Source organism: Microvirga sp. GCM10011540, assembly GCF_042650665.1.
Classification (GTDB): Bacteria; Pseudomonadota; Alphaproteobacteria; order Rhizobiales; family Beijerinckiaceae; genus Microvirga; species Microvirga lenta.
This window is the reverse complement of sequence record NZ_JBHSBQ010000022.1, coordinates 26,414-38,397: the sequence shown is the minus strand read 5'-3', so window position 1 is coordinate 38,397 and position 11,984 is coordinate 26,414. Positions and strand designations below refer to the sequence as shown.

Genomic DNA, 11,984 nt, shown 5'->3' with positions numbered 1-11,984 from the left:
GTGCATCGCACCTGAAGGAGAGAGCCCATGAGACATCATCCCGATCTCGCCCGCGAGGAGAGGCAGGACGGCCCGAAAGACGACGTGACCTTCATCATCACCGTTGCCCTCAAGCCGGGCTGCGAAGAGGCATTCTTGGACCTGCTGACGCCGGTACTCGACGCCATGCGCCACGAACCGACCTTCATCAACGCCGTCCTGCACCAGGACCCGGAGGATCCGTCCCGTTTCATGCTCTACGAGACCTGGGCCGATCTCGACGACGTGGTGCAGGTCCAGATGCACCGGGACTACCGCAAGACCTTTTGGGAGCGCCTGCCCGATCTCCTGCGCGAGCCGCGGCAGGTGCAGACCTGGAAGCCGATACGCCGGGACTTCACGTTCTTCGCCTCGTGGTGAGGTCACCCGGTTGCCCTTGCCTCAAGGGAATGCGAGACATTTCAACCACCGTGCCGGTGCGCCGCGAAGGCCCGCGCCGGCATTCCATGCGCAGAGGATTCCCGTGGCAGAACACCGACTTGATGCCTCCCCCGACACCGTTCACTGGGGTTATTTCGACGCCGGACTCGCACCGCTCGTGACGGTCGATTCCGGCGACACGGTCACGATTTCGACCGTGTCGGGCAGTCCGGAGGTGATGCCGAAGGCGCCCCTCGCGGTGCCCGAGGCCCTTTCCGCCATTCACGCGACGCGGACGCCGAAGCTGCCGGGCCACATCTGCACGGGACCCGTCGCCATTCGGGGCGCGAAGGCGGGTCAGGTTCTCGAGGTCCGGATCAAGGCCATCGACCTGCATTACGACTGGGGCTTCACCTATGTGGCGCCGCTCAAGGGCGCCCTGCCCGACGATTTCGACGAGATGCACCTGATGCACATCCCGCTCGACCGGGATCGGATGACCGGCCGCCTCCCCTGGGGCCTGGAGCTTCCGCTCAAGCCCTTCTTCGGCGTGATGGCCGTGGCGCCGCCCGCCGCCTGGGGGGCGCTCAGCACGCTGCCGCCGCGCCGCAACGGCGGCAACCTCGACAACAAGGAACTGGTCGCGGGAACCACGCTCTACCTGCCGATCCACGTGGACGGCGCCCTGTTCTCCGTCGGCGACGGCCATGGCGTCCAGGGCGACGGCGAGGTCTGCGTCACCGCCATCGAGACCGGCCTGATCGGCACCTTCGAGCTGCACCTGCGGGACGACATGCGCCTCACCTGGCCCATGGCCGAGACGGAGACGCACGTCATGACCATGGCGTTCGATCCCGACCTCGATCAATGCGTGGTGATCGCCCTGCGCGACATGATCGACCTGATCGTCGCCCGGACCAGCATCGAGAAGGCGGAGGCCTACGCCCTGTGCAGCCTCGCGGCCGATCTGCGGATCACCCAGGTGGTCAACGGCAACAAGGGCGTCCACGTGATGCTGGAGAAGAGCCTGCTGCAGGCGAAGAACTGAGGGTTGTCATTCTGGGGCGGCTCGAAGAGCCGAGCCCGGAACCTATGAATACGAAGGCTTCAGGAGAGAACGATGAGCTTCCTGCCTCATCCTGCATCGTAGCGGTTATGGGTTCCGGGCTCTCGCTGCGCTCGCCCCGGAATGACGGCTGGGGAACCCAAGCAACGAAAAAGGCGCCCGAAGGCGCCTTTATTTATTCGTCATTTTGAGCAGGCCTCAGCGGCGCCGCGGCGCCTTGTCGAGCCATGCGACCTGCATCCCGTCGTTGCGGCCGTCGCCACGCCGGGGAGCAGCCTTGGGGGCCGCCTTCTGGGCGGGCTTGCCGTGCTGGGCCGCCTGCGGCTGACGGGCCTCGCCCGGCTGTCCGCCTGCGGGCTTTCCGCCGCGACCGCGACGGCGCTTGGGGCCGCGCTCCGCGTTCGGGTCGGCCGAACGGGGCTGGCCGTGGCCCTGGTGCCCGCGGGCATGGGGGGCCGGGCGTCCGCGCTGCGGCTGCTCGCGGCGCGGCTCGGGAGCCGCCTCGCCGCCGACCGGACCGGCCGAGAAGCCTTCCGGCAGGCTCGCCACCGGCACCTTGAGGCGGGTCAGCTTCTCGATGTCCTTCAGGTAGGCCCGCTCCTCGTCGTTGCAGAACGAGATCGCGAGGCCGGTCGCGCCGGCACGCGCCGTGCGGCCGATGCGGTGGACATAAGATTCCGGAACGTTCGGCAGGTCGTAGTTGATGACGTGAGACACGCCCTCGACGTCGATGCCGCGCGCCGCGATGTCGGTCGCCACCAGAACCCGGCAGCTGCCGTCACGGAAGGCCGCAAGGGCCCGCTCGCGCTGCGGCTGGGACTTGTTGCCGTGGATCGCCGCGCCGACGATGCCGGCCTTGTCGAGCGAGCGCACGACCTTGTCCGCCCCGTGCTTGGTGCGGGTGAAGACGAGGACGCGGTCGATGCTCTCGTCCTTCAGGACGATCTCGAGCAGGGCCTGCTTGCGGCCCGTCGAGACGAACATGACGCTCTGCTCCACGCGCTCCGCCGTGGTCGCCACCGGGGTGACGGCCACCTTGGCCGGATCGCGCAGGAAGTCGTCCGCCAGCGACGAGATGGTCTTCGGCATCGTGGCCGAGAAGAACAGGCTCTGGCGCTTGGCGGGCAGCAGCTTCACGATGCGCTTGAGCGCATGGATGAAGCCGAGGTCGAGCATCTGGTCGGCCTCGTCGAGGACGAGGATTTCCACGTCGCGCAAGGTCAGCGACTTGCGGTCGATGAGGTCGAGCAGCCGGCCGGGGGTGGCGACGAGGACGTCGACGCCGCCGGAGAGCTCACGCTCCTGCTTGCCGATGGTCACGCCGCCGAACACGACTGAAGTCGAGAGGCGGAGATTGCGGCCGTAGACCCGGAAGCTGTCGGCGATCTGGCCGGCGAGTTCGCGGGTCGGGCTCAGCACCAGCACGCGGCAGCCCTTGGGGGCCTTCGGACGCGGGTTCTGGGCCAGGCGGTGGAGGATCGGCAGCGCGAAGGCCGCCGTCTTGCCGGTTCCCGTCTGGGCGATGCCGCACACGTCGCGGCCTTCGAGCGCAAGCGGAATGGTCTGCGCCTGGATCGGCGTGGGCTTCTCATAGCCCTCGGATGCGAGCGCCTTGAGGATCGGCTGAGCCAATCCGAAATCGGAGAATAGGGTCAAAGGGTATTGTCTTTCGAACAGATATTGGCGAGCCCTAAAGGCTTGATCTTCCAAGGAAACAGGCGTTTCCGGGCTCTAAGGCGACAACCCGCGTGATGGGGCCGTCGTACGGTTGGAGCGATTGAAGAAGGGGACCGGGCCTTCGCCGTTGCGGCGAATATCCGTCACGCAGTCCCGCTCAAGCGGCTCCGGATGCGGAGCGCTGACGCCGTGTTGTGCATATGAGGGCTAAAGGCCTATCCGTCAACCGCCGCCGATGACATAAGAGCAAGGATCGTTCTTCTTTCGGACGATTGTCTCAAGGCCGCCATGTCCTCTCCCCCTCGCATGCCTTGGCGCTTCGTCTCGGCGCTCTCGATTGCCGTCACGATCTCCTATGGGACGATCTTCTATGCCTTCGCGCTCATCATCGAGCCCATGGAGCAGGAGCTCGGCTGGTCGAAAACGGCACTGACGGCCGCCTTTTCGCTGGCGCTGGGCTCCTCGGCCCTCTTCTCTGTGCCGGTCGGCCGCCTCATCGATCTCGGTTACGGCCGGGCCGTGATGACCGGCGGCTCGATCCTGGCGGCCGCTCTCCTCGCCCTCTGGTCGCAGACGGAGAGCTATCCGTCCTTCCTGCTGATCTGGTTCGGCCTCGGCATCGCCATGAGCGCGGTGTTCTACGAGCCCGCCTTCGCGATCCTGGCCGGCCACCTCCACCTGCTGACCCGGCGGGGGATCACCTTCATGACCCTGGTGGCGGGCTTCGCCAGCACCGTGTTCATCCCTCTCACCCACCTGCTGATCGAGGCGTATGGCTGGCGCGGAGCCCTCCTGGTGCTGGCAGGGCTCAATCTCGGCCTCTGCGCCGTGCTGGAAGGGCTGAGCATTCCGCGCTCGGGCGCCCATGCGGCCAACCCGGGACCCGGGCCGGCCGCACCGCCCCCCTCGGGCGCGCGGCGGGTCCTCACCTCGGCATCGTTCTGGTTGTTCGTGGTCACGTCGGTGCTCCAGGGCATGATCGCGACCGGCATCCCGGTCCACCTCATCCCGCTCCTGGTCGAGCGGGGCTTCAGCCTCGATTCGGCCGTCGCCGCCTTCGCGGTGATCGGCCCCGCCCAGGTGGCGGCCCGGTTCCTCACCGGGTTCGGGGAGCGGGCGCTGAGCCTCAAGGGCGTCGGCGTGCTCACCATGGGGCTCAACGTCCTGGCCTTCGGCCTCCTGCCCTTCATCCCCCCGGGCTCCTGGCTGATCCTGGCCTTCGCGGCCCTCTACGGCGCCTCCGCCGGGATGATGACCATCGTGAGGGCGCTCCTGCCGCCGGAGCTGTTCGGGCGCGAGAATTACGGCCTGATCCAAGGCATGATCGCCATGCCGGTCCGGGTCTCCATGGCGGCGACGCCCTTCGCGTTCGGAGCGCTCTGGGCCTGGAGGGGGAGTTATGACGCTGTCGTATTCCTGTGCTTCGCTATGGCCCTCTGCTCCCTCATCGCTTTCATGCTAAACCTCGCCGTGGCGAGGGGCGGTGAATCCCGCTAGAAAAGCCTTGCGTTAGACGGCTAAAGGAAACATTTGCAGGAGACCGGGATCGCCCGGTCTCAAGGAAAGACGCGTTCGTGACGACAGTGACTGATCTTCTGATTGTTGGCGGCGGCATCAACGGCGCGGGCATCGCGCGCGATGCTGTCGGCCGGGGCCTTTCGGTGGTTCTCTGCGAGCAGGGCGACCTCGCCGGCTACACCTCCTCCGCCAGCACCAAGCTGATCCACGGCGGCCTGCGCTATCTGGAATATTACGAGTTCCGTCTGGTCCGCGAGGCCCTGTTCGAGCGCGAGCGCCTGCTGAACTCCGCGCCCCACATCATCTGGCCGCTGCGCTTCATCCTGCCCCACGAGAAGGGCATCCGCCCCGCCTGGTTCGTGCGGATCGGCCTCTTCCTCTACGACAACCTCGCCCCGCGCAAGAAGCTGCCGGGCACGGAGACGATCAAGCTCACCCGGCATCCGGCCGGCCAGGCCCTGAAACCGGGCTTCGACACGGCCTTCGTCTATTCCGACTGCTGGGTCGAGGACAGCCGCATGGTGGCGCTGAACGCGCTGGATGCCTTCGAACGCGGCGCAGACATCCGCGTGCGCACGAAGCTGACCGCCGCGCGGCGCGAGGGCGACGTCTGGGTCGCCACGCTCCAGAACGCCGAGACCGGCGAGACGACGGAGGTGCGCGCCCGCGCCCTCGTCAATGCGGGCGGCCCCTTCGTGGCCGACGTGCTCAATTCCAAGCTCGGCTTGAACACCCAGAAGAACGTGCGCCTCGTGAAGGGAAGCCACATCGTGGTGCCCAAGCTCTTCGACACGAAGGAGGCCTTCATCCTGCAGAACACGGACAAGCGCATCGTGTTCGCGATCCCCTACCAGGAGAAGTTCACCCTGGTGGGCACCACGGATATCCCGGTGGAGGCCATCCCTGATAAGAAGGTCGTCATCGACGAGAACGAGATCCAGTACCTCTGCAACGTGGTGAACCACTTCTTCAAGCGGGAGGTGAAGCCCTCGGACGTGGTCTGGTCCTATTCGGGCGTGCGCCCCCTCTTCGACGACGGCTCCTCCAACGCCTCCGCCGTGACCCGCGACTACGTGTTCGATCTCGACGGGGCTCCCGGCCAGGCGCCGGTCCTGTCGATCTTCGGCGGCAAGATCACCACCTTCCGCAAGCTCGCCGAGCACGCGCTCGAGGAGCTGAAATCCTATTTCCCCGGCATGAAGCCGGCCTGGACCGAAACGGCCAAGATGCCGGGCGGCGACATGCCCGATGCGGATTTCGACCGGTTCTTCGCCACCGTCCGGTCGCGCTGGCCCTTCCTGCCGGAAGGCCTCGCCCACCGGCTCGCCCGCGCCTACGGCACCCGGATCGAGGAGCTTCTGGGCTCGGCCAAGTCCATGGCCGATCTCGGCGAGGATTTCGGCGCCGGCCTGACGGCCGCGGAGGTCGATTACCTGGTCCGCCGCGAGTGGGCCCGCAGCTCGGAGGACATCCTCTGGCGCCGGTCCAAGCTCGGCCTGCACGTGCCTCCGGGCGCCGCTCAGGCCATCGACGCCCACATCGCCAAGCGGAACGCGGCCGCCATCGCCGCCCAATAAGCCGCATCTGAACTCTCGGGGGAAATCATGGCCAACTACGTCGGCGCCATCGACCAGGGCACGACCAGCTCGCGCTTCATCGTCTTCGACCGGTCGGGAAGCATCGTCTCCGTCGCCCAGAAGGAGCACGAGCAGATCTATCCCAAGGCGGGTCATGTGGAGCACGATTCGCTGGAGATCTGGCGCAACACGCAAGCCGTCATCGCGGACGCCCTGGCCAAGAGGGGCCTGGCGCCCCGGGATCTCGCCGCCATCGGCATCACCAACCAGCGCGAGACCACGCTGATCTGGGACCGGCATACCGGCAAGCCCCTGCACAACGCCCTGGTCTGGCAGGATACCCGCGTCGACCCGATGGTGCAGGAATTCGCCAGGGACGGCGGCTACGACCGTCTGCGCGACAAGACCGGCCTGCCCCTGACGAGCTATTTCTCCGGCCTCAAGCTGCGCTGGCTTCTCGACAACGTGCCCGGCGCCCGGGAGAAGGCCGCGGCGGGCGACGTGCTCTTCGGCACCGTGGACAGCTGGCTCGTCTGGAACCTCACAGGCGGCCGCTGCCACATCACCGACGTGACCAATGCCAGCCGTACGCAGCTCATGAACCTGCACGACCTGGCCTGGGACGACGAGATCCTGGCCTTGTTCGACATTCCCCGCGCCTGCCTTCCCACCATCGTGTCGTCGGGCGAGATCTACGGCGAGGCGGTGGACCTTCTGGCGGGCGTGCCGATCGCCGGCATTCTCGGCGACCAGCAGGCGGCACTCGTGGGCCAGGCCTGCTTCGGGCAAGGCGACGCCAAGAACACCTACGGCACCGGCTGCTTCATGCTGATGAACACCGGCGAGACCCCCTACCCGTCCAAGTGCGGCCTGCTCACAACGGTGGGCTACCGTTTCGGACAGGGCAAGACCGTCTATGCCCTGGAAGGCTCCATCGCGATTGCCGGCGCCCTCGTGCAGTGGCTGCGAGACAATCTCGGCATCATCCAGGCCAGCACCGATATCGAAACCCTGGCGCGCGGCGTCGAGGACAATGGCGGCGTGACCATCGTCCCCGCTTTCTCCGGCCTCTACGCCCCGCACTGGAACGCAGGCGCCCGGGGCCTGATCGGCGGCCTCACGCGCTATGCCAACAAGGGCCACATCGCCCGCGCGGCGCTGGAAGCGACCGCCTTCCAGACCCGCGAGGTCCTGGAGGCGATGACCAAGGATACCGGGATCGCCGTCAAGGAGCTGCGCACCGACGGCGGCATGGTGGTCAACGAGCTCCTGATGCAGTTCCAGGCGGACATTCTCGACGTGCCGGTCCTGCGCCCGAAGGTGATCGAGACCACCGCCCTCGGCTCGGCCTATGCGGCCGGCCTTGCCACCGGCTTCTGGGCCGGGACCGACGAACTCGTGCGGAATTGGGCCGTGGACAAGCGCTGGCAGCCCACCTTCGACGCCGGCACGCGCCAGCGCCTCTATGCGGAGTGGTGCAAGGCGGTCGAGCGGTCGCTCGATTGGGCGAAGTAAGTCGATCCGGTGGCCTCCCGGCGAGGCCGCCGCCCTCCGTTCCCGATTCTTACCCTCGCAGGGCGGCGCGGATCTTTTCGGCCGCCTCGGCCAGCTTCTCGGGCGCTTCCATCTGGCCGGTATGGGGCTTGAGAGGAACGCCCTCGAAGCGCGGGATCACGTGGAAATGCAGGTGGAACACCACCTGGCCGCCGGCACTCTCGTTGAACTGTTGGATCGTCAGTCCGTCCGCGTCGAAGGCCTGCTTCACGGCCTTGGCGACGATCTGGACGTCCTTCGACAGATCGGCCAGCGCGTCCGGCGCGATGTCCAAGATGTTGCGCGCCTCGACCTTCGGGATGACGAGAACATGGCCGTCGCCGCGCGGCATGATGTCCATGAACGCCAGCGCCCTGTCGGTCTCGTAGACCTTGTGGCACGGCAGCTCCCCCCTGAGGATCTTCGCGAAAACGTTGTCCTTGTCGTAGCTCATGGATCGTCCTTCTGATGACCGCGCCTGAGGCTCCGGCCGGTCGCCGCGCGTCGGGTGGATGCCGCGGGCGCGGGACCCGCCTCCCCTCGCTGCAGGCGCGGAGCCGGGGACAGGGATAGCCGACCGGGCGTGGCCCGTACAGCCATCGAGTCCCGTCTTCCCGAGCGGACGCGACGGCGGATCTGCGGCCGAGCCCATGAGCCCTGCCGGAACGGCAGCGAGCCGGCCGTACAGGAACCCTCCGATGCCACAGCCTAGCTTTGCAGTAGAGCCAAAGCAAACGCTAAAAACTCCAACTAATAAGCGGAACTATCGAAATTAAGGGTGGTTGTTCAGGACAGTAGAACATCCGGTTAAGGAGGCATGTGATGGCGACAGGAAGTTCGACTTCGAAGCGTGGTTTCGCATCGATGGACGGTGACCGGCAGCGCGAAATCGCCAGCAAAGGCGGCAAGAGCGTTCCGGCCGAGAAGCGGTCTTTCTCGCAAGACCGTGAACTCGCCTCCGAAGCAGGCCGCAAAGGCGGTCAGGCCTCGGGTAGCACCCGTAACAATCAGGAATGATTTTTACTGATTTGCATAAGTAAAGGGGCCGCTCAGCGGCCCCTTTAGTTTTTGTCCCGGCGATGCGCAAAAAAGCGGGCCGAAGCCCGCGCCTTCAGAACCGGAACCGGAGCTCCGATCGGCCGAGGACCTCGCCCAGATCGTCCTCGAACAGCACGCGCTCGCCCACCACGCCTCGGAACTCGGATACGCTCGGTGTGGTGAACATGAGCCCGCCATTGTCGATCTGACGGATCAGATCCGAGGCAAGGGACGTCATCAGGTCGAGGGACGCCACCCCGAGCACGGAAGCCGCCTCGAAGGCGAGCTCCGAATCCGGCATGCGCGCGGAGCCGATCAGGGCCATGAGACAGTACTCGTCCATGCTGCCCCGGCGCGAGTTCATCGGCCCGTGCTGCAGGGGCTGGCTCCGCTGCCGGTCGAGGGCGAAGGCAAGCAGCAGGGCGTCGGAAATGATCGCCTTCGCCGCTTCCGGCCGCGTCAGCCCCATCAGGGCCTGTTCCGGGCCGTTGAGCAGGGCAAGATCGTATTGATCGTCGAAGCTGCTGATGCAGCGGAAAATATCGACGATCGGAACCGTGTTGGGGTGAAAAAGGACGGAGACGGGCCCCGATTCATGGAAAAACGAATGGGTCGCGGTCATGAACTGAACAAACCTAACTTTACGGGCCTCAGATGTGCTGCCCCGGCCGCACTGCGAAACTGTTCTGCCATGCCGGAATGATCAGGTGGCGCCGCAGCAGGAGGGGGCAAATGGCGTCGTCGTGCTGCTCGCACGCCGCGACCACCCCGCTCAGCATCGAGGCGATGGACGGCTTCTCTCCGGGGGCGGAGCTCGATGCCAGGCGGCAGAATTCGTCGGGCAGTTCCTCACGGGATAGAATGGCGTCGACTTCGTTGGTTGCGGTCATGGCTTCCTCCCACCGTACTTGCGTAGCAACGTATCGGGATGGCCGCGGTTCCTCATGCGGCAACTCGTCCGGAGGCACCGGCCGGTTCCTCCTGGCAAAAAAGAGAGATCTTTACGGAACCAACCGCATGTCGCGGTGTTATGACCGGGTCGGTTCGATTGCCCCCTCGGGCCGGCACCCTACAAGGCGCGGTCATTCATGACCGCGCCTTTTATTTTGTCTTCGCCCCCACGGCAGCCGTCCCATGGAAAAGCGGCGCCCGGGGTTCGCCGGACGCCGCTCCGATGCCGCTATAGGACGGGTTACTGCTGGGGAGCCGTCGTGCCGCCCGCACCCGTGGTGCCGGTGGTGCCGGTTCCGGACGCGCCGCCCGCGCCAGAGGCATTGTTGTCGTTGTTGTTGCCGCTCGTGTTGAAGGCAGGCGCGGCCTGGAGTTCGGCCTTCGTCATGCGCAGCACCACGCGCTCCGGCTCATTGGTGTTGCCGCCGCTGCCGGCGGTCGAGTTGGAGGCGCCGGCCGTGTTGGTGTTGCCGCTCATGGCGCCGCCGGCTCCGGTGGTGCCGGTGGTGCCGGTCGCAGTACCTGCAGTCGAACCGGTGGTGGTGACGTTGCCGCCCGCGTTGTTGCCGCCGGCATTGTTGCCGCTCATGGCATTCACCTGGTCGCGGCTGGCGAATTCGAGCGAATCGAACGGAACGGCGACATCCTTCTCGCCGATGCCGAGGAAGCCGCCGACGCCGACCACGGCCGCCACGGCCTGGCCGTTGCGATCGACGATCACGTCGTTGATGTCACCGATCGACTCGTTGTTGCTGCTCACGACGCGGGTGCCGATCAGCTTGGAGGCCATGATCTGGTTCGGCTGCATCTGGGTCATGAACTGGCCCTGAGCGCCGCCACCCTGGTTCATGGCGGAAGTGTTGGGAGAGGACATGCCGCCGGCAGCCGGATTGGCCTGGTTGGCGGTGTTGGGCTGCATGGCAGGCGATCCGGTCGCCGTGGAGCCGGAACCGGCAGCGACCGGGCGATCCGTCGCACCGGAGGGGGTCGTCGAGGTCTGTGCGAGAGCGGGAGCCGCCACGAACATGGTCGCGACGAGGCACGCCGCCATATGCGTCTTCAGCATCGGTTATTCTCCTGAAAGTACGTTGAATCGCTTCATGCGCCATACTGCGCGTTGGCAAAACGCGAGCCGCATGTAATCGTTCCCTGAGACCCCGAATATCTCATCAGAGAGCGGCGCTGCTTATTTGCAGCCTGAACATGAATACTTGTTAATATTACTGGACAACAAAAGAAATGTTCCACCCGACATGCACGGGCGCGAACCGTCCAGCTTGATGAAATCAACCTGTGCTGGAGCAAATTGTTCCGCCGTCGTCTTCCGTTCGGAACAAGGTCGGCCCGGGGCCGTGCCGCGAGCGGAAAGCGCAGCTCGCGTCAAATTGCAGGCGGCCGGCCTCCGGCCGCCCCTCGCGATCAGATGAGCGAATGCTGGAGCAGCGCGAGGCACAGGCTCGGGGAGCGGTCCGCGCTGGCCCGCGCCAGGGGGCTGACGTCGCCGAGGCAGCCGACCGGATTGCGCCGCTTCTTCGGATTGGCCGCGGGCGCCTCGTTGCCTTCGCGCCGCACCGTCGGATGCTGCACGGCGGGCCCACGCGTCTCTTCCTTGAGGGTGACGACCGGGAGCTCGGTGTTCTTGGAGAAGGTCGTGGTGCCGGACTGCGGGTCGGACTTGTAGAGAATGGCGCCGTTGCGGTCCCGCAGGATCACGGTGGCCTGGGACACGCCCACCAGTTCGACCGTGGAGACCGTCAGGCGCTCCTCCAGGGAGAGAGGGGCATCCATGCGGTCCGCCTTGGCCGAGGACACGACCTGCCGGGCAAGGGCGGCCTGAAGGGAGGCGGGCTCGGAACCGGCAAGGGATGCCGTGCTGAACGCATCGGGAGCCTTGCTCCCCGCCAGAAAGGCCGCAGCTGCCAGCCCAATGACTGTTGCGGGTGTCCGGAACATCCTCGTCTCCTGCTTTCCCATCGGCATCTTGTGGGAAAACAACGCGACCGTATCTGTCCTGTTCCTAAGGAAAACTTCGGCAAAAACTCAATAAAGTACCTGGAACCTTTAGTCGAAGACTGGCGTTCTTTAAGCACCGGCCTCCTGGTCCTCCCCGCATTCCCCTTGTGCATTGGCCGGCACCTTAAGACGGGCTTTATAGCCCGTCTTTTTTTATTTCCTCACAGCTTTGCAATAACGAAAAAGCCCAGCCTTTCGGCTGGGCTTTTACT

General features: G+C 65.9%; 12 protein-coding genes. 6 read left to right on the top strand and 6 right to left on the bottom strand.

Translation table 11 applies throughout. From position 1 onward, the window contains the following. Positions 1–27 precede the first annotated feature (27 nt). Both ACFOYU_RS08150 and ACFOYU_RS08145 read left to right on the top strand, forming a co-directional pair. On the top strand, positions 28–399 hold the full coding sequence (locus tag ACFOYU_RS08150; protein WP_377033159.1) for a putative quinol monooxygenase: 372 nt from the start codon (positions 28–30) through the stop codon (positions 397–399). A 103-nt stretch (positions 400–502) separates the two neighbouring features. Continuing rightward, on the top strand, positions 503–1,447 hold the full coding sequence (locus ACFOYU_RS08145; RefSeq protein ID WP_377033158.1) for an acetamidase/formamidase family protein: 945 nt from the start codon (positions 503–505) through the stop codon (positions 1,445–1,447). 216 nt (positions 1,448–1,663) lie between these two features. On the opposite strand, the gene ACFOYU_RS08140 is transcribed toward ACFOYU_RS08145, so the two are convergent. After that, entirely contained in the window at positions 1,664–3,121 is a 1,458-nt protein-coding gene (locus tag ACFOYU_RS08140) for a DEAD/DEAH box helicase (RefSeq protein ID WP_377033157.1), read from the bottom strand. 309 nt (positions 3,122–3,430) lie between these two features. Here ACFOYU_RS08140 and ACFOYU_RS08135 point away from each other — a divergent pair, with 309 nt between their 5' ends. The 3 genes from ACFOYU_RS08135 to glpK all read left to right on the top strand — a co-directional run bounded on the left by ACFOYU_RS08135 (position 3,431) and on the right by glpK (position 7,752). Then, a complete protein-coding gene (locus ACFOYU_RS08135) occupies positions 3,431–4,639 on the top strand; it encodes an MFS transporter (RefSeq protein ID WP_377033156.1) in 1,209 nt (402 codons plus the stop codon). Positions 4,640–4,716: 77 nt separating this feature from the next. Beyond that, complete coding sequence (locus tag ACFOYU_RS08130) at positions 4,717–6,237, top strand: glycerol-3-phosphate dehydrogenase (protein WP_377033155.1); 1,521 nt, start codon at positions 4,717–4,719, stop codon at positions 6,235–6,237. Positions 6,238–6,264: 27 nt separating this feature from the next. Further along, on the top strand, positions 6,265–7,752 hold the full coding sequence (gene glpK, locus ACFOYU_RS08125) for a glycerol kinase GlpK (RefSeq protein WP_377033154.1): 1,488 nt from the start codon (positions 6,265–6,267) through the stop codon (positions 7,750–7,752). Positions 7,753–7,801: 49 nt separating this feature from the next. On the opposite strand, the gene ACFOYU_RS08120 is transcribed toward glpK, so the two are convergent. Then, positions 7,802–8,224, bottom strand: a complete 423-nt coding sequence (locus ACFOYU_RS08120) for an HIT family protein (RefSeq protein ID WP_226741410.1) — start codon at positions 8,222–8,224, stop codon at positions 7,802–7,804. 368 nt (positions 8,225–8,592) lie between these two features. Between ACFOYU_RS08120 and ACFOYU_RS08115 the strand changes: the two genes are divergently transcribed. Next, positions 8,593–8,787 carry a general stress protein gene (locus ACFOYU_RS08115; protein WP_226741411.1) on the top strand — a complete coding sequence of 65 codons (195 nt, stop codon included), beginning with the start codon at positions 8,593–8,595 and terminating at the stop codon, positions 8,785–8,787. 94 nt (positions 8,788–8,881) lie between these two features. Here the strand turns inward: ACFOYU_RS08115 and ACFOYU_RS08110 are convergent, their stop codons facing one another. The 4 genes from ACFOYU_RS08110 to ACFOYU_RS08095 form a co-directional block, all read right to left on the bottom strand. Next, positions 8,882–9,430 (bottom strand): hypothetical protein, encoded by a 549-nt coding sequence (locus tag ACFOYU_RS08110; RefSeq protein ID WP_226741412.1) that lies wholly within the window; start codon positions 9,428–9,430, stop codon positions 8,882–8,884. A gap of 28 nt (positions 9,431–9,458) precedes the next feature. Then, a complete protein-coding gene (locus ACFOYU_RS08105) occupies positions 9,459–9,698 on the bottom strand; it encodes a hypothetical protein (RefSeq protein WP_226741413.1) in 240 nt (79 codons plus the stop codon). Positions 9,699–10,000: 302 nt separating this feature from the next. Further along, positions 10,001–10,825 (bottom strand): PRC-barrel domain-containing protein, encoded by an 825-nt coding sequence (locus ACFOYU_RS08100; RefSeq protein ID WP_377033153.1) that lies wholly within the window; start codon positions 10,823–10,825, stop codon positions 10,001–10,003. Between the two features lie 353 nt (positions 10,826–11,178). After that, on the bottom strand, positions 11,179–11,712 hold the full coding sequence (locus ACFOYU_RS08095) for a hypothetical protein (protein ID WP_226741415.1): 534 nt from the start codon (positions 11,710–11,712) through the stop codon (positions 11,179–11,181). Between the last annotated feature and the right edge of the window lie 272 nt (positions 11,713–11,984).

Bases quoted from the DNA above. Each gene is read 5' to 3' on its own strand.
- ACFOYU_RS08150 (WP_377033159.1), top strand. From the start codon at position 28: ATGAGACATCATCCCGATCTCGCCCGCGAGGAGAGGCAGGACGGCCCG.
- ACFOYU_RS08135 (WP_377033156.1), top strand. From the start codon at position 3,431: ATGTCCTCTCCCCCTCGCATGCCTTGGCGCTTCGTCTCGGCGCTCTCG.
- glpK (WP_377033154.1), top strand. From the start codon at position 6,265: ATGGCCAACTACGTCGGCGCCATCGACCAGGGCACGACCAGCTCGCGC.
- ACFOYU_RS08120 (WP_226741410.1), bottom strand. From the start codon at position 8,224: ATGAGCTACGACAAGGACAACGTTTTCGCGAAGATCCTCAGGGGGGAG.
- ACFOYU_RS08115 (WP_226741411.1), top strand. From the start codon at position 8,593: ATGGCGACAGGAAGTTCGACTTCGAAGCGTGGTTTCGCATCGATGGAC.
- ACFOYU_RS08110 (WP_226741412.1), bottom strand. From the start codon at position 9,430: ATGACCGCGACCCATTCGTTTTTCCATGAATCGGGGCCCGTCTCCGTC.
- ACFOYU_RS08105 (WP_226741413.1), bottom strand. From the start codon at position 9,698: ATGACCGCAACCAACGAAGTCGACGCCATTCTATCCCGTGAGGAACTG.
- ACFOYU_RS08100 (WP_377033153.1), bottom strand. From the start codon at position 10,825: ATGCTGAAGACGCATATGGCGGCGTGCCTCGTCGCGACCATGTTCGTG.
- ACFOYU_RS08095 (WP_226741415.1), bottom strand. From the start codon at position 11,712: ATGTTCCGGACACCCGCAACAGTCATTGGGCTGGCAGCTGCGGCCTTT.